Origin of the sequence: Hungatella hominis (assembly GCF_014288005.1) — a bacterium.
Taxonomy (GTDB): Bacteria; Bacillota; Clostridia; order Lachnospirales; family Lachnospiraceae; genus Hungatella; species Hungatella effluvii.
Genome location: NZ_JACOPB010000021.1, coordinates 21332 through 43576 on the forward strand (window position 1 = coordinate 21332; position 22245 = coordinate 43576).

Annotated in this window: 15 protein-coding genes and 1 tRNA gene; 7 read left to right on the forward strand and 9 right to left on the reverse strand. The window is 50.1% G+C overall.

Features of this window, described 5'->3' with window-relative positions:
- Nucleotides 1-47: 47 nt before the first annotated feature.
- The 3 genes from H8S75_RS27670 to H8S75_RS27680 form a co-directional block, all read right to left on the reverse strand.
- Nucleotides 48-3857 (reverse strand): diguanylate cyclase domain-containing protein, encoded by a 3810-nt coding sequence (locus H8S75_RS27670; RefSeq protein WP_187024286.1) that lies wholly within the window; start codon nucleotides 3855-3857, stop codon nucleotides 48-50.
- Nucleotides 3854-4222: an Hpt domain-containing protein gene (locus tag H8S75_RS27675; protein WP_187024287.1), complete on the reverse strand. Its 369-nt coding sequence runs from the start codon at nucleotides 4220-4222 to the stop codon at nucleotides 3854-3856. Before H8S75_RS27675 ends, H8S75_RS27670 begins: the two co-directional genes overlap by 4 nt.
- 265 nt (nucleotides 4223-4487) lie before the next feature.
- Nucleotides 4488-5846 carry a citrate/2-methylcitrate synthase gene (locus H8S75_RS27680; RefSeq protein ID WP_187024288.1) on the reverse strand — a complete coding sequence of 453 codons (1359 nt, stop codon included), beginning with the start codon at nucleotides 5844-5846 and terminating at the stop codon, nucleotides 4488-4490.
- A gap of 365 nt (nucleotides 5847-6211) precedes the next feature.
- On the opposite strand from H8S75_RS27680, the gene H8S75_RS27685 reads away from it, so the two are divergent.
- From H8S75_RS27685 to H8S75_RS27705, 5 genes are all read left to right on the forward strand, one after another.
- Nucleotides 6212-6862: a trimeric intracellular cation channel family protein gene (locus H8S75_RS27685; RefSeq protein WP_187024289.1), complete on the forward strand. Its 651-nt coding sequence runs from the start codon at nucleotides 6212-6214 to the stop codon at nucleotides 6860-6862.
- A gap of 29 nt (nucleotides 6863-6891) precedes the next feature.
- Nucleotides 6892-7587 carry a TIGR01906 family membrane protein gene (locus tag H8S75_RS27690; RefSeq protein WP_187024290.1) on the forward strand — a complete coding sequence of 232 codons (696 nt, stop codon included), beginning with the start codon at nucleotides 6892-6894 and terminating at the stop codon, nucleotides 7585-7587.
- Nucleotides 7588-7672: 85 nt separating this feature from the next.
- Nucleotides 7673-9355, forward strand: a complete 1683-nt coding sequence (locus H8S75_RS27695) for a D-alanyl-D-alanine carboxypeptidase family protein (RefSeq protein WP_243270496.1) — start codon at nucleotides 7673-7675, stop codon at nucleotides 9353-9355.
- 24 nt (nucleotides 9356-9379) lie between these two features.
- A complete protein-coding gene (locus tag H8S75_RS27700) occupies nucleotides 9380-10456 on the forward strand; it encodes a sensor histidine kinase (protein WP_187024292.1) in 1077 nt (358 codons plus the stop codon).
- Nucleotides 10449-11159, forward strand: a complete 711-nt coding sequence (locus H8S75_RS27705; protein ID WP_187024293.1) for a response regulator — start codon at nucleotides 10449-10451, stop codon at nucleotides 11157-11159. The genes H8S75_RS27700 and H8S75_RS27705 overlap by 8 nt, the downstream gene beginning before the upstream one ends.
- Here the strand turns inward: H8S75_RS27705 and H8S75_RS27710 are convergent.
- Nucleotides 11156-12148 carry a 3'-5' exonuclease gene (locus tag H8S75_RS27710; protein WP_187024294.1) on the reverse strand — a complete coding sequence of 331 codons (993 nt, stop codon included), beginning with the start codon at nucleotides 12146-12148 and terminating at the stop codon, nucleotides 11156-11158. The genes H8S75_RS27705 and H8S75_RS27710 overlap by 4 nt on opposite strands.
- Nucleotides 12149-12463: 315 nt before the next feature.
- Between H8S75_RS27710 and H8S75_RS27715 the strand changes: the two genes are divergently transcribed.
- Together H8S75_RS27715 and H8S75_RS27720 are read left to right on the forward strand one after the other, a co-directional pair.
- A complete protein-coding gene (locus tag H8S75_RS27715; RefSeq protein ID WP_187024295.1) occupies nucleotides 12464-12892 on the forward strand; it encodes an Hsp20/alpha crystallin family protein in 429 nt (142 codons plus the stop codon).
- Between the two features lie 121 nt (nucleotides 12893-13013).
- Nucleotides 13014-13610, forward strand: coding sequence for an HdeD family acid-resistance protein (locus H8S75_RS27720; protein WP_187024296.1), 597 nt, complete (start codon nucleotides 13014-13016; stop codon nucleotides 13608-13610).
- A gap of 2 nt (nucleotides 13611-13612) precedes the next feature.
- Here the strand turns inward: H8S75_RS27720 and H8S75_RS27725 are convergent, their stop codons facing one another.
- From H8S75_RS27725 to H8S75_RS27745, 5 genes are all read right to left on the reverse strand, one after another.
- Nucleotides 13613-17365 carry a bifunctional diguanylate cyclase/phosphodiesterase gene (locus H8S75_RS27725; protein WP_187024297.1) on the reverse strand — a complete coding sequence of 1251 codons (3753 nt, stop codon included), beginning with the start codon at nucleotides 17363-17365 and terminating at the stop codon, nucleotides 13613-13615.
- Between the two features lie 52 nt (nucleotides 17366-17417).
- On the reverse strand, nucleotides 17418-18371 hold the full coding sequence (locus tag H8S75_RS27730; protein ID WP_187024298.1) for a PspC-like choline-binding domain-containing protein: 954 nt from the start codon (nucleotides 18369-18371) through the stop codon (nucleotides 17418-17420).
- 242 nt (nucleotides 18372-18613) lie between these two features.
- Nucleotides 18614-20857, reverse strand: a complete 2244-nt coding sequence (locus tag H8S75_RS27735) for an ATP-binding cassette domain-containing protein (protein ID WP_187024299.1) — start codon at nucleotides 20855-20857, stop codon at nucleotides 18614-18616.
- A 181-nt stretch (nucleotides 20858-21038) separates the two neighbouring features.
- Nucleotides 21039-21112 (reverse strand) — tRNA-Arg (locus tag H8S75_RS27740).
- Nucleotides 21113-21252: 140 nt separating this feature from the next.
- On the reverse strand, nucleotides 21253-22140 hold the full coding sequence (locus tag H8S75_RS27745; protein WP_055657698.1) for a DUF3881 family protein: 888 nt from the start codon (nucleotides 22138-22140) through the stop codon (nucleotides 21253-21255).
- Nucleotides 22141-22245 lie beyond the last annotated feature (105 nt).

Below are 22245 nucleotides of genomic sequence, written 5' to 3' on the forward strand. Positions count from 1 at the left end.
ACCTCACAGACAGACCTGATTTGTAATCATAATCTGCCTGTGAGGTATTATTTGTATATATCTTCCAGGGTGAGAAGCGTACCCCCTTCCACCGCCTCCCCCTCCTTATACGGTGAGATATCATGGCAGGCCAGAAGAAACGCATCCCTGTCCCCCCACCGGATCCGCGAGGAGTCGGTCAGCGTCCAGACCTTCAGCACCGGATTATAGATCTCCATCGCGCTGCTGCCCGTTCCCGCGCATTCCCTGACAGGACAGCGCTCACAGGGCTTGTCCCGATGAAAGAACGCATAGTAGCAACACATACCCAGTCTGGATTCCGGCACGAGCCGGTACGTCTTTTCATTAATATAACGCAGTTCATACGTATCCTCGTCGATCACATAGATCCAGGAGTTCTGGTTGTTTAAAATGCACTCCAGATTCTGCATGGATTCCCGCACCCGGTCCTCGGCCCTCTTCTTAAGAAGGAAGGTGGACAGCATTTTTGACAGAAACACGAGGCAGTCCACCTGCTCCTGCGTCCATATTCTCCCCGTCCCGCACTCATCAAAGCCTACAAATCCCTTAAAAACGCCATTCGCGGTAATCGAACACTGTAGCACGGAAGCAATCCCCTGATCTGCCAGCAGGCACTGCAGCTCTGGCGTCAGTTCTGTAATATCTAGGCAGTAGAACACGCCCTCTTCATTAAAGTTATCCCTGTAGTCACCGCCCATCTCGCCATAGGCAAGGTTCCGCAGTTCATCCCGCTGCGGCCGTATCCCTTCCCTGCACCATTCAAACGTGTTTGTGCAGCGTTCCTCGCTGTCGGCGCAGTTTTCAAATATATAGACGCGGCTGACGTGAAACAGCCTTCCCGTCATCTCTAGAATGGAATTCATAGCCTGGTCGAAGTCTGCCGCATCATACAGTTCCTGAAAGGTCATGCTGATCACTTTGGCCACGGTAACCTGCCCTCTCTGCTCCGCGTTCTCCCTCTCAGCCTCCGGCCTGTCCGCCTCTTCTTTAAATTCAAAGGCCGTATTCACAGCGGACTTACAATACTGCATACAGCGGTTCTTTCCCTCCAGCTTCGCCTGATATAAAGCTGCGTCACTGTTCTGAAAGAGGCTCTGGAAGTCAGTGCCGTCGTCCGGGCTGTAAGCGATACCAATGCTGCACGAAAATGGAACATCCTTAAGATTACTTTTAAACATAGTCTGAAATGAAGCCATCAGCCGCTCCGCCCGTTCCATTGCCATCTCACGCTTTCCGATCCCGGGCATAAAGACCATAAACTCATCACCGCCAATGCGCGATACGATATCGCTGTCCCGGAAATGCGATGATATCCTGGAGGCCATCTCCGTAAGCACGGCGTCGCCAAACATATGGCCGTACCGGTCATTCACCAGCTTAAAATTATCTACATCTATCATGAGCATGGCCGAGCAGTCTCTTCCCTGGCTCAGCTCTAGAAAGCGGTTGATCTTATGTCTGGCCGCCCGTTTATTATACAGCTTCGTCAAAACATCGCGCTCCGCCCGGTCTATTAATTTCTCCGTAGCCCGCTTCTCATCGTCGATATCCGTAATAATTCCGACGACTGTCCTCGGTTTTCCGGCCGTATCAAACTGAGCCGTGGCCCGCACTCTGCACCAGCAATACCGTCCCTCAGGGTTTGCAAGCCGGAATTCCAGTTCACCAAACGGCCTGCCGGTCATCATATCATTGGAAAACTTAAGAACATCCGGAATATCATCCGGGTTAATATGGGAAGCAAAAGGCAGACGGCGGCTGATTCCGTCTATGATAGGCTGATACCCGTATTTATGTTCCCAATTGCTGGAATACGATATTTCATCCGACGCAATATTCCACTCGAAGATCACGTCTTTCGTCTGATCCAGTATGATCTTGTAGCGTTCCACTGACATCTGCAGCTCTTCCATCGCCTTATGCGACTGGGTAACGTCCACCAGAAGCGTATAGATATACTCCAGCCCGTCCTCTTCCATCACAAGAATGCTCCGGTCCATCACCCAGATCAGCTTTCCTTCCTCGGTGACCAGCCGGTATTCCAGCTCCGTGATACGGCCCTCCTCCAGCTGCGACACCATCTCCTGGCTCACCCGGTCCCTGTCTGCTGGGAATATGATCTCCAGATAGCGGTTATGGTATTTTTCACTGAGGTCCTGCTCTGTACAGCAGATTAAGTCACACAGCCCTCTTCCGTTGTCCGCCAGTGTGTACCATTTATCATTCCTGCACTTCATGACACCGCCAGCCAGGCGGCTGATTACCGTTCCCCGGTACATGCCTTCCTTCACCGTGCCAGGCAGTAATTCCTCCTGCTGCCCATCCGATGCCCGGTGCCAGACCAGCATCACCTTTTTCTGACCCGGATTGCCGATATCCACTCGCAAAAGGGTGGCATAGCACCAGTAATAGGTGCCCGTCGTCTGGTCCAGCACCCGGTATTTCCTCGTCCGCTTCATGAGGCCATCTGAGAAGAACTGTGTCATATAATCTCCCAGGAGTCCCAGAACTATGCCTCTGTCATCGGGATAGACCGATCCCTGCGCAAACGCTCTCACCGAATCTTCAAACCGGCTCCCCGAGCGAAGCAGTTCAAAATCGCGGTTAGGCATGTAGACGACGTGGTAGATCCCCGTATTCAAATCCACCTCCATGACTGTGGAATCCACATACCGCAGCAGCGTTAAATACTTCATCTGCCCCTGCTCCATGGTATTGACCGCATCGATCGTCTCAGGCTTTCTCAGTTCTTTCCTCTCCGGCTTCAGCTTAGGGCCGACTCCGTCCGCATACGCCCTGGACAGAGCCGCAAAATCCTCACGTACATTCTTAAAGCACTCCAGCAGCCGCGGAGAAAACTCGCCGCACTCCCCATTCAGAATCATGTTGAACGCCTGCTCCGCCGGAAGCGCCTTTTTATAGACCCGGTCCGTAGTCAGCGCATCGTAACAGTCGGCAATAGCCACGACCTGCGCGCAAATCGGGATATTGTCGCCCTTTAAACCATCCGGATACCCTTTTCCGTTCCAGCGCTCATGGTGGTAACGGCAGATGTTATACGCGTAGCCGATATACTCCTTATCGTTCATGCGCTCCAGACCGGAAAGCATCTCACACCCCTTTGTGGTGTGAGTCTTCATCAATTCAAACTCCTCCCTCGTCAGGGACCCCGGCTTGTTTAATATAGAGTCGGGAATCGCAATCTTGCCAATGTCGTGCATTGAGGAGGCATCCGCGATAATCTCTATGGTTCTGCTGTCTAAATTATACTCCTGGTAGGCCTTCGCCACATCCTCCAGAAGGATCTTGGTAAACATGCGGATTCTGCGTATGTGCTGTCCCGATTCCACACTCCGGTACTCTATGATAGAGGAAAGGGCGTCGATCATGATGGCGTTGGACTCCCTTAAACTGGCCGACTGCTCCTCCACCAGTTCCTCCAGATGGAGCTTATGGCGGCACAGATCCACTGCATTTTGTACCCTTCTCTTTACTACATGGGGTTCAAATGGCTTCATGATAATATCGGCTGCCCCCAGGTCAAAGGCCCGTACCTCGCTTTCCGCCGTATCATCAGAAGTAATAACAATAACGGGTATGCGCGACACAAGACCGCTTTTTCCCATCTCCTCCATGACCTCGTAGCCGTCTTTGACCGGCATGACCAGATCCAGCAGCATGGCTGCCACGTGTTCCTCATATTCATGAAGAAGAAGCAGAGCCTGTTCACCGTTTTCCGCTTCCAGAAGATTATACTGGCGTTCAAACAGGCTTCTCAGGATTGCGCGGTTTACCTCCATGTCATCCACAATCAGAAGGGTATCACGCTTTTTCATCCACTGATCCCCTCCATACTGTTAATTGCTTCGCAGACCATCTCGTATTTCTCCTTCACAACCGTATACGTAGCTAACGCGCCTTCCATACTGTTACTTCTCAGCTGACCGACCATCTCGGCACAGGCATTCATTAAAGCATTAAAGCCCAGATTCCCGGCAACTCCCTTTAACGTATGGGCCGCCATCAGCATCTCCTGGCTCTCCCCCGCCTTAACCGCGTCTCCAATCTTTTTAAAATTATCATCCTGAAGGAATTTCCCAAGAAATTTTTCATACAATGCGCTGTTTCCGCAGAAGCGGGCCAGTGCTCCCTCCACGTCCACCTCTGCTTCACGCATCATTGCCAAGGTTTCCTCTGTCATCCTTTGTACCTCTCTTTCCATATCCGTTCCACCGTCCGGAGTCTTTCGGGTCAATAGTAGTTTTATTATAGCGCTTTCAGGTACAAAACTCAATGAAATCCTATTATGCCGGCAATTAAAAAGTTACAGTTCAGCCTTCGCTTCCGGGGGCCGGACAGCGGCAGCCGGAAGCGAAGGCTGAACTGTAACATTAAAAACGACTGCAGACCAGCCGGATCCTCTCCGCATTCTGCAGCCGTTTTATTATGACAACTCTATTAAGTCCCTATCTCTCATCGAGGCGTGTATACTCCTCTTCCATCATTACGCTGGTATAAGCCGGGCGAATGATCTTATCCATGTTGATCAGCTCCTCAATCCGGTGTGCGCTCCAGCCAACGATTCTGGCAATTGCAAAAATCGGAGTGAACAGCTCCTTCGGAATATCAAGCATGCTGTAAACAAAACCGCTGTAAAAGTCCACATTGGCGCTGACGCCCTTGTAAATCTTTCTCTCATCGGCAATTACCTGCGGCGCCAGACGCTCGATCATGGAATATAAGTTAAAGTCATCCATGCGTCCCTTCTCTTCAGACAACTGGTGTACAAAGCCTTTAAATATCTCAGCACGCGGATCGGACTTGGAATAAACGGCATGACCCATACCGTAGATTAAGCCCTTCTTATCGAATGCCTCTTTATGTAACAGTCTTCTTAGATAGAATTCTACTTCTTCCTCGTCCTTTAAGTCATGGACTTCCTTCCGCAGGTCTTCCATCATCTCAACGACCTTGATGTTGGCGCCGCCGTGTTTCGGACCTTTTAAGGAAGCCAGTGCTGCCGCTACCACTGAATACGTGTCCGTACCGGAGGATGTTACGACGTGGGTTGTAAATGTGGAGTTGTTGCCGCCGCCATGTTCCATATGGAGAATCAACGCCAGATCCAGTACGTGTGCCTCTACCTTGGAGTAATTCTTATCCGGACGAAGCAGACGCAGCAGATTCTCAGCCGTGGACAGATTCTCATCCGGACGGTGGATATACATGCTCTCGTCACACTCATAATGATTATAGGCGTGGTAACTGTATACGGCTAACATCGGCATGACGCTGATTAACATCAGGCTCTGACGCAGCACGTTTGGAACGGAGATATCGCTGGCCATATCATCGTAGGAAGAAAGCGTTAAGATGCTTCTCGCCAAACAGGACATCATATCCTTGCTTGGAGCCTTCATGACCACGTCCCTGACAAAGTTTGTAGGCAGGGTACGGCTGTAGGCGAGTGTCTGGGAAAAGCGTTTCATCTGTTCCTTATTCGGCAGTTCGCCGAACAGCAGCAGATAAGCGATCTCTTCATATCCAAAACGGCTGTCTTTCACAACGCCCCCTACCAGGTCATAGATATTATAACCACGGTAGAATAACTGGCCTTCACACGGCATCTTTACGCCATCCACAGTCTTGCTGGACAAAATCTTTGACACCTTCGTAAGACCCGCCACAACACCGTTGCCGTTCTTATCTCTGAGCCCTCGTTTTACGTCATATTTTTCATATAACCCCAAGTCGATCCTCTCATCGTTTAAACAGATACTGGACCACTCATCAACATTTTTTACAAACTCTTTCTGATCAATCATGCAAACACCTCTTTCTTAAAATTAATGATTAAGTTCCGCCGCTTTCCCGGAAGTCCTCCGGCATGATCCCATGCCTTCGGCCCCCTTGGGCCTTCGTTAGATATGGTCACCTCCCAATTGTTCACTTTTGAACTGTTTCACTTTCAATAATAAATAATTTTCCGAAAAAATGCAAGTAAAATATTTTAAAATTATCAATTTTTTACATTTATCCCTATAATACTATATCACTTTACCGTGTTAAAAACAAGAAAATACTTTTTTCCCTTCCTCCATATTTATTGACAAAATTCGAACAGAAACGTATACTTTTGTTGATTCACCGTACAAAATGCTTAATATAGAACATTCGGGGGTTTTTGAATATGGAACTGCAGTTGTCGTTACTATTTTTCGTGGAAGCGGTCGGGACGATCGCCTTTGCCTCTTCCGGAGCCATGGTGGCCATCAAAAAGCAGCTTGATCTTCTGGGAGTCATCGTCCTCGGCGTCACCACAGCCGTAGGCGGCGGAATGCTGCGCGATATCATTATCGGAAACGTGCCGCCAAATCTCTTTAAGGACCCGGTTTATGTATTACTTGCCTTCATTACGGTCATGATACTGTTTGTTATTGTACGACGCAACCAGATGATTCTGGCCAGCCGCTCCATCGAAATGTATGAGAAATTCATGAACATCTTCGACGCCGTCGGCCTGGGCGCCTTCACTGTGGTAGGCATTGACACCGCGGTGCTGGCCGGCTACGGGCGATACCATTTTCTGATTATCTTTCTCGGCGTAATCACCGGGGTGGGCGGCGGACTCTTAAGAGACATCATGGCCGGTGAGACGCCTTATATACTAAGGAAACACGTCTACGCCTCTGCTTCCATCACAGGAGCGGTTCTCTACGCGTATCTTCAGGACTACATGAACAATGACGCCGCCATGCTGATCGGCGCCGGCTCCGTCATCCTGATCCGGATTCTGGCCACCCGCTACTGCTGGAATCTTCCGACGGCCACGAAAAAATAACCGCTACACCATTAACAGGAGGACTTACTATGAAAACACTGATCCATTACGCCGCAGGCATCATCTTCTCACTCTGCCTGATGGTTACGCTCTTAATCACTTCGGTGGAGGCGGTCGTCTACTGGACACCCGGATATTTTGAGAAGGAATACGCGAAATACAACGTCACCGAAGCGGTGGACATGACAATGGAAGACTTACTCGATGTGACGGACCAGATGATGGCCTATCTGCGCGGAAAACGGGCTGATCTCCATGTAGACACCACCATGGGCGGAGTTTCACGGGAATTTTTCAATGAGCGGGAAATCGCCCATATGGAGGATGTCCGCGGACTCTTCTTAGACGCGCTCGCCATCCGCCGTGGCTGCCTGCTCCTTATGGCTCTATGCATCATTATCCTGTTACTGCTGAAAGCCGACTTTAAGCGGGTATTCCCGAAATCGGTCTGTCTGGGGACCGGTCTGTTCTTCGGCATCACCGCAATCCTCGCGGCTATTATTTCCACGGATTTTTCGAAATATTTCATCATGTTCCATCACATCTTCTTCCGCAACGATTTATGGATTCTGGACCCTGCCACGGATATGCTGATCAATATCGTACCGGAGGGATTTTTCAGCGACACGGTGCTCCATATTGGAATCACCTTCTTTCTCTGTGTCGTCATTGTCTTCGGTCTGGCCCTCTTTTTCCTTAGAAAATCAAAGAAAAATAGCGTTTGAACCTTTACTTGTTACAGGAAATAACCTATACTGTAAAGTGGACCTTTTTATGAAACCGAATGAAAATACGGAGAGATTACACGATATGACGCAATTGATAAAACGAATGTCGGCGTTCCTCTTATGTCTGATGCTCCTTATGGGTGTATTTACGGAAACTGCACTGGCGGCCCCTGACTGGCCCTCCGATGTTTCCGTTCAGGCGGAAAGCGGTATCGTCATAGACGCGGACACCGGAACCGTACTTTGGGGACAAAATATTCACAACCAGTATTTTCCGGCCAGTATTACGAAGATTATGACGGCTCTGATCGTCATTGAAAAATGCAGCCTCGATGAAACCGTCACCTTCTCCCACAACGCGGTCTTTAACGTGGAAGCAGGAAGCAGCAACGCAGGGATCAACGAGGGGGACAAGCTGTCCGTCAAGGACTGTCTCTACGCCCTGCTTTTAAAATCGGCCAACGAATCGGCCAACGCCCTTGCGGAGCATGTGGCCGGAAGTACAGAAGCGTTTGCAGATATGATGAATGCAAAGGCGAAGGAACTGGGCTGCACTGACACCCATTTCGCCAACCCCAGCGGTTTAAACGACCCGGAACACTATACTTCCACATACGACATGGCATTAATTGCCAGAGCTGCCTTTTTAAATCCCACCTTCGAGGAAATCGATTCCACCACCTATTATAAGCTTCCGCCCAATTCCATCAACCCGGAAGGTCTGACCATCTATCCGGGCCATAAGATGCTTAAGAAGAGTACGCCGTACTACTATCCCGGCATCGTGGGCGGCAAAACCGGCTACACCACACTGGCGGGCAACACGCTGGTCACCTGTGCCAAAAAGAACGGTTTAAAGCTTATTGCCGTCATCCTCAAGGGATCTACGCCTCAGTACTGGACCGATACTAAGAATCTGCTGGACTTTGGATTCCAGAACTTTGTCTCCGTCCGAGCGGCGGATCACGAGACGAAATACAGCCCCGTAAGCAGTGATTTAACCTTCGGCGGCCTCACCCTGGATAAGCCCGCAGCGCTCATTTTAGATCCTGACGGACGGATCATTCTTCCGAAAACGGCCGAATTTTCCGACGCCGAGGCAACGCTCAGCTATGATATCTCAGACAGCGACCCCGATAACGCGATTGCCAAAATCTGCTACCGTTACAATGAACGCCAGATCGGCTGTACCTATCTGGAGACCAACCAGGCACTGTTTGAAAGCGCCGCGTCCTCCCATCAGGTTCCGGCCGCCCTCAAGGAAGGCGAATCCGCGGCAGGAGCCGGGCAAACTTCGGATGGCTCCAATCAGACTGCTGCCGGTTCGGAGAACTCCGGCGCCCAGACAGAAGCTGCCGCACCTGATACAGCCAGCAGCGGAGAGAACGGCGGAGCCGCCGCACCGTCATCAGACGGAACCAGTGTTCCGGAGGGAGTGAACCCTCAGGGCGAGACAGAGCTTCCAAAAGAGACGGAGGATTACAGAGAAAAGGCATTAAGACCCTTTGAGATACCGGTCATCGCCTGGATCATTCTCGGCAGTGTCGCCGGCGTCGTGCTCCTTGGCGCGCTCATCGCCTTCCTGATCCTCAGAAAGAACAGGGAGGCCCAGGAATACCATTTCCGTCATGAACAGAGGTTAAAACGTCTGCAGGATTCCGGCGTATCCGCCGATGAATTCAACAACCTGATGGAACAGAGGCGCAGCGCCTACACGTCCAAACGAAAGAAAGGCCGCGGAAACCGGCATTTAAAATTCAAATAATCCGCGGAAAGGCAGTAAAAGACAATGAGGATAAAAAGACAAGGCAAGATGCCAAAAGAAGATTTAATCCGGAATATCGTCGTCACATCGGTTTTCCTGCTTGGTGCTACCTTCTGTTCGATTCTGTTTCTCTTTGTCGGGGGAAACCGGACAAATGTGGGGATCGTCTTCATGCTGGCGGTCATGCTGACGGCGCGCTACACCGACGGCTACGTACCTGGAATCGTAGCCTCCGTTTTCGGTGTTATCTGTGTGAATTACGTGTTTACGTATCCGTTTATGGAACTGGATTTTACACTGGATGGCTATCCGGTAACCTTCATTGCCATGCTTCTGATCTCCGGTATTACAAGCACCACCACCACCCATTTAAAAGAGCAGAACCACATCCTGATGGAGGCCGAAAAGGAGACGATGAGGGCCAACTTGCTGAGAGCTGTCTCCCATGACCTGCGGACTCCGCTGACCGGCATCATCGGCGCCAGCAGCGCCTACCTGGAAAACATGGACCATATGACAGAGAACGAAAAGACCGTCATGGTGTCCAACATCAACGAAGATGCCAACTGGCTTCTCAACATGGTGGAGAATCTGCTCAGCGTCACCAGAATCCGCGATACCGAGACCCAGGTGACGAAATCCTCAGAACCGCTGGAGGAGGTGGCCTCAGAGGCAGTACAGCGGTTTCACAAGCGCCTTCCCGACGCTACTGTTCATGTCACCGTACCGGATGAATTCATCATGGTGCCCATGGACGCCACCCTGATCGAGCAGGTTATCATAAACCTGCTGGAAAACGCGGTCTATCACTCGCACTCGGATGAACCCATCGATTTTAATATCACCGTTCACGACGGTCTGGCCTGGTTTGACATCACGGATCATGGCACCGGAATTCCGCCGGAGCGGCTGGACACACTGTTTGACGGCTACACGCCATCCCCGAACAGCAGCGGAGATTCCCACAAAGGAATGGGGATCGGGCTGTCCATCTGCAAAACCATTATTACCGCCCACGGCGGCACCATAACAGCCGCAAATGAAAAACAGGGAGCCCGGTTCACATTTACGTTACCGTTAGGAGAAGATATCTATGAGTAAGTTAACGATCGTTATTATAGAAGATGAGAAGAACATACTGAGTTTTATCGAGGCGGCACTGGAGACTCATGATTACAAGGTACTCACCGCCGTCAGCGGAAAAGAGGGCCTGTCTCTGATCAACGCCTGCTGCCCGGACATGATCCTTCTGGATCTGGGGCTGCCCGACCTGGATGGAATCGACATCATCAAGAATGTGCGCAGCTGGTCCAACATCCCGATCATCGTCATATCCGCAAGAACCCAGGAGCAGGAAAAGGTCGCGGCCCTGGATTTCGGCGCAGACGACTACATTACGAAGCCCTTCGGCACCAGCGAGCTTCTGGCGCGCATCCGCACCGCGCTTCGTCATGGCAAGCCAACCGTCAGCACCGGAGATGGAACTCTTGTTCAGCCAACCTACCGCAGCGGGGATCTGGTCATTGATTTTGACAAACGCCTCGTCACGCTTAAGGATAAGGAAGTCCACTTAACCCAGATTGAGTACAAGCTGGTCTCCCTGCTGGCCGAGCAGTCCGGGAAAGTTCTCACCTATGATTACATCATCAGCAGAATCTGGGGTCCATTTGCGGACAGCAACAATCAGATCCTGCGGGTCAATATGGCTCATATCCGCAGAAAGCTGGAGATCAATCCTGCGGAACCTCAATATATTTATACAGAAATAGGCGTTGGATACAGAATGCGGGAAAGCGAAAATTAATCGCTTCCCCGCATTTTTATATTCGTCTTCTGTTTTCTGTGTTTCGTCTTTTCAATGCGCTTCTTCTTCGCTTCTTCCTTCTTCTCGCTGATCTGACGCGCCCCCTCCTCGTCTACCAGCTTCATGGTCTTTACGGCGTAGACTCGTCCGTCGTCACTGCGCTTCATGCGGATCTTCCCTTTTAAGTATCCGTGCTCCGGGCAGACACCCAGGGCAAAGTAGAACTTCTGATTCACAGAGAACCAGCGGACCTTCTTTCTGAGCATACGGTTGCAGCGGTAACAGATTAAATCGGTGACCGTCTTGTCCGCAATCGCCTCCTCTTTCGTCTCAAATGTCCTTGAAATGTATTTAGAGTATCCGGGAAATATGAGGTAGACCTCCTCTTCCTTACTCTCAGGAAGCCGGTAATAATCGGTGGACCAGTATTCCATCACCCGCTCAAAGTCCATGGCTGCCATGACACGCCCCGTGTAATGGGCATCGTCAAGCGCGCGGTGGAAGGGACGGTCTTCCATGATTCCCAGTTCCCGGGCCGTGATATCCAGCGACTGCTTCTGTTTTCCATCTCCCTGAAGAAGGCTGTAGAGCTTCTGGACATCGTAATAGAGAAGGGGCTTGTCGAATGGAATCTCCACGCCGTAAAACGCCATGTTTCTCTGCAGCTCCGTCAAGTCCATGGACCCCCAGGTACAGAACACGCAGTCGTTCCCGCACCATTCGAGAAAGTCCCTGATGACAGCCACAAACGTCTCACCATTGCGTTCCAGCTCGGCCATGTCCATATGGGTTACCTCGGAGATCCGGTAGTGCATCTGCGGATAGACCCGCGGCCGGATCAGACGGCAAAACTGCCCGGTCTCCTGAAACGCTTCATCCAGGCGGACCGCTCCGATTTCTATAATTTCAAAAGGAAAATGGTCAATCGTCCCCTCTTTTCCGTCAGGGCTCTGATTCCATTCCAAATCCAGTACAATATAATTCTTCATAAAATTCTCCTTTGTGCTATTATATGATAGTTTATCCATTCATACAAGTTCATGCCTCCTATTTCAAACAATTATTTTTTGCTTAATAACGGTCATTATGGAACAAGCTCTTTAAATTGTATTTACAATATGAATTTTCTGTGAAAAAAGCATAAAATTAGCACTCTGATGTTGACAGTGCTAACAAATGGTGCTATAACGTAATTGTAACAAAAAGGAGCACCACAATGAAAAAGGTGGCCGACTTTTAACCATATATGTGCTGCCGACAAGGTGTCAACACATATAAGAAATTCATTTTAGGAGGAATGACTTATGATGATGCCTAGTATTTTTGGAGAAAACTTATTTGACGACTTTATGGAAGATGCTTTCAAGAGCCCGATATTCGGGAAACGGGAAAAGAATCTGATGAAGACCGATATCAGAGAGAATGAAAACGGTTATGAACTCGATATGGATCTGCCCGGATTTAAGAAAGACGAGATCACCGTCAGCCTTCGCGACGGCTATGTAACCATCTCCGCCGAACGCGGTATGGAACGAAGCGAGAAGGACGAGAAAACCGGTAAGTACGTTCGCCAGGAACGCTACAGCGGTTCGTGCCAGAGAAGCTTCTATGTCGGCGAGGCTGTAAAACAGGAAGATATGAAGGCTCGCTTCGAGGATGGTATCCTTCATCTGGAATTTCCGAAGACCTCCCAGAAGCAGGTTGAGGAAACACACCGCATCTTAATCGAATAACAGGCAAATCCCGGGACGAAAAAGCCCTCCATCCCGGAACAGGGCGGGCCGCAGAAGACGGCCCGCCCTGTTTTAACAAAACACCGGTATCCCAATGTCCAATTACAAAAGGAGAATTACTATGATCTGGAAAGAAATGAAACGCTCATACCTTGTCATATCCATCTGCGCCGCATTGCTGGGCCTTCTGCTGCTTCTGCTGCCCGGACCCACACTGGCGACGGCCGGCATCTGTACAGGCGTCTGTTTCATCGTCTACGGCGTCACAAAACTGTTTGAAGTTACACGGTTCAAAAATCACTTTGCCAATTACTGGCTGCAGTGTGTGCTGGCGGTTCTGCCCATCGTATTCGGAGTAATTTTTCTTTTTAAACCGCTGGCCGCAACCTCCATACTTCCGCTTATCCTCGGCATCTTTCTGGCCGTCTATGGAATTATGGGTCTTAAGACCTCTGTGAAGCTTAAAAAGTTTGGCCTGGATTCCTGGTGGTTTAACTTAATCACGGCTGTTTTAACCATCCTCTTAGGCGCTCTGGCTGTCTTCAATCCTTTTGCCACGGCAGCTGCCATGATCATGATGATGGGCGCTATCCTGTTTACACTCGGTGTCTTCCACGTAGTACAGTACTTTGTAGCCTCACACCGCTTTAAAAAGATCGGAAGACAGATTTCCGAGCTGGAGAAGGAATGGGATTCCTTCGACTGGTTCTGGTTTTAATATTACACCGAGAACTGCTCCACCTCCACGGGTTTGCTGTAATAGTAGCCCTGGATGGTGGTGCAGCCGTAGGCCTTTAAGAGCTCCAGCTGTTCCTTTGTCTCCACCCCTTCCGCCACACAGTCCACATGAAGGCTGCGGCACATCTCGATGATACACTTCACAACAATCTGATTCTTTTCATTCCCCACCAGATTTTCAATCAGCGATTTATCCAGCTTCACCTCATCAAAATGCATGATGGACAGGATGGACATATTGGCGTAGTCCGCCCCAAAATCGTCCAGTGATATGCGGAACCCCGCTTTCCGGAGCTTCGAACCGACGGCCTCTATCACCTTGTGTTCGAAATCCCCGATACTCTCCGTGATTTCTATCATCACCAGGCTGCTGGGAACATCATATTTGTTCTTAATCTCTGTCAGCATCTGGAATAAATCGCTTTCCAGCAGAGTAATTCTGGAGAAATTCACAGAGACGGGAATCAGGGGCCTGCCTTCCGCTTTCCACCTGGAGAGAAGACGGAACACCTCCTCCAGCATATAAAAATCGAGATACCGGATAAGCTTCATCTTTTCCAGCAGCGATACAAATTTAACCGGGGACTGCAGCTCATGGCCCGGCGCCTGATACCGTGACAGCGCCTCCACAGAATGCACCGTTCCCGTCTCCGGATCGAACTTGGGCTGAAGATAGAGCCGGTAATATCCCTGCTCCACATCATGGACTAAAAGCTTCATCCCTTCCGGTGAATAGTGTTTGCGCACATCGTCGCTATTCTTGTAGTAAATCTGTTTATTCACCAGCATCAGCTCTTCCGCGTGATGAAGAAGCATATCGAAATCAGTTAAGTGTTCCACCCACGTGGAACCTAAGGATACTCCATTGGGCGTCTTCGAATCCAGCTCTATCCCCATCTCCCTGACATGCTTCATGAAGACCTCATACTCCTGGTTCATGGCGATGATCACGAACTCGTCGCCGCTCAGGCGGAATATCTCCCCATCCGGGAAACAGGAACGCATGACCGCAGTTACCGTGATGATGGTTTCATCTCCCCTGGAATGTCCGTAATCCTGGTTTAGCTGTTTCAGTCCGTTAATGTCCGCTGTGATCATTCCGCAGGACTCCCCGTACTTTCTCTGAACCCTGTTCTGGTAGCGGACGAAGCTGCTTCTGTTTAAGAGGCCGCTCAGCGTATCGTGCCCGGCCTCGAACTCCAGCCGTTCATATAGGCGCCTTTTCTTAATCTCATTTGCAATATTATAGGCGATTGAATCCAGGAAACGTATGGTATCCTGGTTAATATTCGGATTATCCACTCCGATATATCCGCAAAACGCAGATTCATCTTCAAACGGTACGGCAAACAGACTGTGTGCGTTCCGCCTCGTTAAGAACTGGTACTCACTGGGATACGTGCATTTAAGTTCTTCCACCTGCGATATGATCAGATGCTGTTTCTTATTGAAAGTCTCCACAATATAAGGGATCGCGTCCAGGGCAACGTTCTGTAACGATGCCTTCTGGGGCGGCACCCCTTCCCTGCACCATTCGTAGATGTTATGGGCATACCCATGTTCCCGGTCGATCTCGATGATATAAGACCGCTCACCGTCGTAAAAACGGGTGATCAGCTCCAGAATACGTGTGATTCCCGTCTCTAAGTCGTCGGCACTGTTCAGAGTCCTTAGACTCTCCAGCATAACCGTCTCCATGTGGTATTTGGCGGTTGTTGACCGGTTCCCCATCATATGGTTTCCCATGTCCACGGCGATCTCCATGCGCACTGGACGGCCATTCCACTCCACCAGCTTGTCCTTCACAATAAAATATTTCTTTAAATAGGGATTCTCATATTCCCACATGAAAAACTCGTCTTTCACCAGCTTCGCGTTATTGCAGAACGGACACGGCGTGTTTCTTCCCTGAAGCATCTGGTAACACTTCTTTTTTTCGAAGTCTTCCAGCTTCATACCGAACAGATCGCGCCCCACCCGGTTCACATAAAGTAAGGTATAGTCCTGTATATCACTGATGTATACAATCTCCTCCAGTTCATCGAGCAGCCATTCCCGGTTCACATACTCCATGGGGACGACTTTCGATATCTTGTCTCCAAACACGCTGTAGCAGGACTTTCCGGACTGTTTGGCATACCGCAGGGCCGTATCCGCTTTTACATACAGCTCCTGAAATCTGGTTCCGTGGCGGGGGCTGACGGCGATACCGATGGAATTATTGACTGCAATGCGGTTTTCCCCCTCCTCCTGGATAGTCTGAAGCTCTCTGGCCACCATCTGTGCCTTACGGTATACAACATCCTCATCCTGGATATTGAACAGAAAGACCAGGAATTCGTCTCCTCCCAGCCGTCCCACTATGGCATCCGTATCAAAGATATTCTTCAGCTTGTACGCAATTCCTGCCAGCACCTTGTCGCCGTACATATGGCCGAAGGTATCGTTGACATTCTTAAAATTATCCACGTCGATGATGAGAAGTGCGCTCTCCTTCTGACCGTTCTCATTTAAAATGTAGTTGATCTCCTGAAGAGAGGCTGCCCGGTTAAGTAGATTGGTCAGCGGATCGATTCTCGACTGGCGAAGCAGTTCCAGCTCCCTCCGTTTCTTCTCCTCGATGTTCTTCACATAGACAAAACCGGTCAGATGGCCTCCTGACTCGATTAAATAGATGGTGGTATTGCACCAGATCATCTCCGCGTCCGCGTTTAAGCTGCGGTATTCGCACACTGCCTCCTGGCGGCCTCTCTCATACTGGCTGCGGAGAAATTTCGGATTCATCTCCTGCAAAAAGAGAAAGCGGTCCTCCGGGTGAACATTCTTTTCCGCCCAGCATTTTAAAAAATGTGAATATTTGCAGTTGACCGACAAGCCGACCGAGGCCAGCATGTCCTTTTTCTTCTCAATGATCTTTTCAATGATCATGTCGTTATCAATATCAATCTCATAGGAGGCCAGCGCGTCTCCCATCAGAGCCTGGCGGTACTTCTCTTCCTGCTGGTATTTCTCCTGTTCTTTCTGTTCCTTACTGATATCCTCGACTACGCCTATGGCGATGTTGTCCGGGCCGTTTCCGTCGTGAAGCATCGTATGGGTAACCCTGTACCAGCTCTGGACGCCGTCGGGCTGACTGGTGTGCAGAAGCGCACAAGCCATAAGCTTCCCCGCCCTTAAATCAAGAAACATCTGGTGTACGGCAGGCAGGCTCTCTTTGTCCAGGTACCGGTCCCTCATCATCTTCTTGCTGAAGTCCTCGATCTTCCCGGACTGGACAAAGGGCAGGCTCCGGAGCCCCTGCAAATAGGCACAGTCCTCATCCACATGGTATTCCCATATAATATTATTGCATCTGGACAGCGCTATTTTATATCTCTGTAAATTCAGGGAAAGTTCCTGTTCCAGACGCCTTTTTTCCCTGTCCCCGCTCTTTTGGAGTATAACGGTGATTTCCGGCATAGCCTGATCCCGGCCGGAATCAAGCCGCTGAACGGCCAGATGGTACTCTTCTCCCTCTCTGGTAAAGAACACCTCCCAGCTCCTCTCATCTGGCTTGAACTCCATCCGCTGTTCCGCAATATCCCAGATCACTTCGGAAAGCTCCCTGCCGGAGCAGTCTGACACGGGATATCTCAAAAATGTCTGCATTTTTTCATGTACATATATCACCTTCTGCTCTGAATCCGCCGCGATGGCAATCAGCGGTGAGCCAGTCTGCAAACTGTTTTGCGGCATATAGAATTACCTCCCAAGAACAGGCATCCGTTCTTTCTCTGTTGTATCGGCGCTACTGCACCAGAGCCCCGTCGGCTCCTACCGTATGTCCGTCAGGCGTTGTCGTATTGACCAGCATCTTACCATCAGCGGCGTCACAGTAATACTGCGTACCGTTCCAGTCCACCCAGCCGGTGGCCATGTATCCCCGCTCATTAAAGAAGTACCATGCACCGTCAATCTGCTGCCAGTTGGAGACGGTGTAGGTTCCATCCCCGTTTCTGTACCACCATCCGGATTCATCCTGCTTCCACTCGCCCGCAGGGCTGCCGTTCTGATAGATGGCTGCGGCCGTATCGTTGTCAATATATCTGGAGGGGGATTCCACCCACTCTCCCTTGTTTTCCGGTTTCAGTCTGTTTACCGGACGTACGCGATAGAAATACGTTCCGGCCTTCGTCATAGCCGCGGAAAAGTCGTAGGAATTCCCCGCTGTGGTCTTCGTAGTTCCCACCGTCTTTCCATCCCGGTAAAGCTTCACCTCATAGCTTCCGGCTCCTGTGGACTGGCTCCAGGATACTCCCGTCGTGGAGGTCCAGGCGGCCTGTTCAATAGCGGATGTCTGCTCCGCCAGCGGCGGCAGCTGCATGGTAATAACCAGCGTGTGAGACTCATCCTCACGGCTGTAATCTACGAACGTTGCACCCTTTAAGGTGATTTTATCCTTCGATACCGCGAACTTGTATCCATCTTCCGCGTAGATGCTCACCTTGACAACCGGGATATCCTCCTCCGACCAGGAGAAGCCTGTATTGAGGAACTCATATTCTCCTGCAGAATACTTATCGCTTTTCGGGGTGATTTCTATTTCCTGATCCTGTATATTCTGTCCGACCTCCATATCCGCTTCTACCACAAGAGATACCGAACTGATCTTCGTCTCTACCACTGCCAGTGCCGTCATCCCCGTCATACCTGATATCAGTGCCGCGCAGAGCAGCGCAGCCGCTACCTTTTTTACTCTCATTTTTCTGTCTCCTTTAATTGTTTATCGTGACGCCCTGTACTTCTCATTTTATTCGTATTTCCAATAAAAATCTCCATTTCCGTATTCATTCATTATATATAAAATGAGGCGATAATTCAAGCCTGCGAGGCCTGATAAAGAAGAAAAGCCGCCAGGCGTAAATACGACCTGACGGATACCAGACATGTCTTCTGCTTTTTCTTCCAGTGCTTTCCATTCAGCAGACGATAATCTCGATTTTTCTATTGTGCACAGGACGCCCGCAGACATTTCGCCGTCAGCGTCTCTGCAGACCGTATCATATCCATGGGTGTTCCTTCAAATACGACCTCCCCGCCGTTTTTACCGCCATCAGGCCCGATGTCGATGATCCAGTCCGCCTGCTTTATCACATCCAGGTTATGTTCAATGACAACCAGACTGTTTCCGCGGGATACGATCAGATCGAAGAGTTTTAAAAGATTCTGAATATCCGACGCATGCAGCCCGGTGGTCGGTTCGTCCATGACGATTATACTTCCCTTTTTCCCCAGATTCTTCGCAAGCTTGATTCTCTGGCGCTCTCCGCCCGACAGGGTGCTGAGAGGCTGTCCCAGCGTCAGATAAGAGAGCCCGACCTGCTGCATTACCTTCAGATGTTTTCGAATCTTCGCATCCTCAAACAGATCCATCGCCTGTGATGCGGTCATTTCCAGCAGTTCAACAATATTTTTGCCTTTGTACATGCAGGCCAGGGCTTCCTCATTATACCGCATTCCGGAACAGGCTTCACACTCCGTGACGATAGGATCCATGTATGCCAGCTCGGTGACAATAACGCCTTTTCCGCCGCATACCGGGCATGCACCGGTGGAATTGAAGCTGAACAGTCCATCCGGCCTCCCGCTTTCCCTGGCCAGCAGCTTTCGTATCTCATCGAAGAATCCCAGATAAGAGGCTGGTGTGGAACGGTTTGTTGCCGTGATGGGACCCTGATCGACCATCACGATGTCGCTTTCATACTGTCTGGCAAATACCTGGGATATGAGTGTGCTCTTTCCCGAACCGGCGACTCCGGTCACCACGGTCATAATCCCCAGCGGTATGTCTGCATCCACATTCTTCAGATTATGCAGACAGGCTCCGCGAACCGGCAGACTTCCGGTTCGCTTTCTCGGTTCCATCTTGACCGGCAGCGTCTCCATCATTGCATTTCCCGTCAGACTGCCGGACCGGAGCAGTTCCGGATACGTGCCTTCAAAGACGATCTCCCCGCCATTCTGCCCCGCCTGGGGGCCTACGTCAATCACATAGTCGGCGATCGAGATTACATCCTTGTCATGCTCCACCACCAGCACCGTGTTGCCCTTGTCACGAAGCTGTTTCAGAAGGCTGTTCATGCGGTAGACATCCCGCGGATGCATCCCGGCGCTGGGTTCGTCGAAGATATACGTCAATCCGGTCAGACTGCTTCCCATATACCGGACCAGTTTTAGGCGCTGGGCCTCGCCTCCGGACAGGGATGGGGTATCGCGGTTTAAATGGAGATACGGCAGGCCGATCTCGATCATCCGGTCCAGTCCTTCAATCAGTGTCTGCACCAGTACATCCACCGTCTTATCGGTGATCTGCAAAAGCACCTCACGAAGCTGAGTGAGTTCCATGCCGCATAAATCCGCAATGGAACAGCCATTTATTTTACAGCTCAGGGCCGCCTGATTCAGCCGCTGTCCATGGCATTCCGTACACACGGTCTCGGCAATCAGGTTCTGTGACTTTTCCTGTGTATGCCTGCTTTTATTGCTGATATCCCGATTCAGGAGTGTCTTCGTGTACTTGTGATAGATTCCGGTCACCTTCGGGTTCTCCGGCTTATCCATGCCGTTCCGGGAACCGTACAGCAGAAGATTGTACTCTTCGTCCGAGTACTCCTTTAACGGTTTATCCAAATCAAACAGGCCCGACTTGGCGTACTGTTTCCAGTACCAGGTTCCGGGGCTGTACAAAGAATCCTTCACGCAGCCTTCATTCCACGATTTGTCCCGGTCCAGGATAGCTTCTATATCAACCTGAGTGATCTTACCGATCCCGGAACAGGTCCTGCACATCCCGTTGGGATCGTTAAAGGAAAAATAGGATGCAGTCCCCACATAGGGGCTGCCGATTCTCGAAAATAATAGGCGCAGGCTGGAGTACAGTCCGCTAATCGTCCCTACTGTGGACCGGGCGTTCCCGCCCAGAGGCGACTGATCCACAACTACAGAAGCCGTCAAATGATCAATGCGCTCCACCGCAGGCTTCGGGTACTTTGGAAGCCTGGACCGCACAAATGCCGGATAGGTGGCGTTCATCTGCCTCTGTGATTCGGCGGCTATGGTATCAAAAACAATACTGGACTTCCCGGATCCCGACACGCCCGTAAATACCGTGATCTTCTCCTTTGGAATTCGGAAAGATACATGCTTTAAATTATTTTGAGTCAATCCCTGGACAATGATATCTGCCATCTCTTTACCCCTCTTTCTCATCTGCGAATACTCTCATACAATTTCAGATTTTTCACAGTCTGCTTCATTATAGCAGATTGAGATAAAGGTGTCTTGATATTTCCTGCTCGTTTCCGGTTTTCAAACTCAAAAAGGACGCCGTAAAACCTGGCAAAACCAAGGTTTTCGGCGTCTGTCGCAACGTTCCTGAGCGGATTCGAACCGCTGGCCTTCCGCTTAGGAGGCGGACGCTCTATCCTGCTGAGCTACAGAAACATCCCCTGTGCCGCGGGTCTTCCGCGAACAGGCTGTATATTATTATATTAACAATTAGGCGTTTCGTCAAGTTTTACTTGAAGAATCTTTCAAAATCCCCCATCTTAGGGTGTTTTTAAAAATTCATATTCAAACACGGCCTAGTCCGCCGCCTCATCAAACACCACATTGCCCTGCATCCAGATCTGTCCCTTAAACCGTCTGCCAACCGCCGGTTCTCCGGTCAAATCCTGCTTTGCGATTCCCACATGAAATACGATGTCGCTGCATTCCAGCTTCAAATCGTAAACGTCTTCTCCGGTAATCTGGTTTTTCTTCTCTACTATTTCCGTAATCTCACCGATTACCGAGTACTGGTCACATTCAATTCCGCACGGCATAAAACAGGAATCAATGATCGAATACAGATCTTCCTTCATCACCCGTCTGGAAATCTGGGAATACATGTCGATGTCCTCGATGGTCAGAGTCTCCATGGCGTCCTCATCACCGTTCTTGGCTGCCTCCAGAAGCGTGTTCCGCTCCTTTGCCGTAACCTTTGCATTCTCCCGCTGCTTCTCTGTCTTCTGAATCGGCAGAAGAATCTTACCACTGACCGCCAGCCCGGTTAAATTAGCCCGCTTTGTCTCCAGGGAACTCTTATCCATGATTCTCTCCCTGCATTCGAATGAATTATCGATATAAAAAATCAGGGAAATACCGACCTTATACTCATCAAGCAGTCCCGCATACGTCTCGCGCTCTGTATGGCGCTGAATGGAACAGGACACATCCGATGTCATATCCTCGCTTCTCAAAAAAGGATAGTAATAATTCCGGTGAAATACTCCATCCCGGTCCATCTGTCCAAATACGGCGATTCCCATTCCAGGCGCTACCTCTTTTCTGATCTCACAGAGGTTCGTCTCCTCATCCAGCTGAATCCGCTTCATGCCGGATAAATCTTCTGTCATTTGATCTAACAATTTATCGATATCCCGGTCCTTCTGGTAGAGGCTGAATCCAATAGACCTTAAGAATTTATGCATAATGTCGTCACCTGCCTTTGTTTTTCTGAAATTTACTTCTTTGCTCAAATTTACTGCTTTCCTGTTCCCCTGTCTCTATTTTCTCACATTTCAGGAAAGAAAACA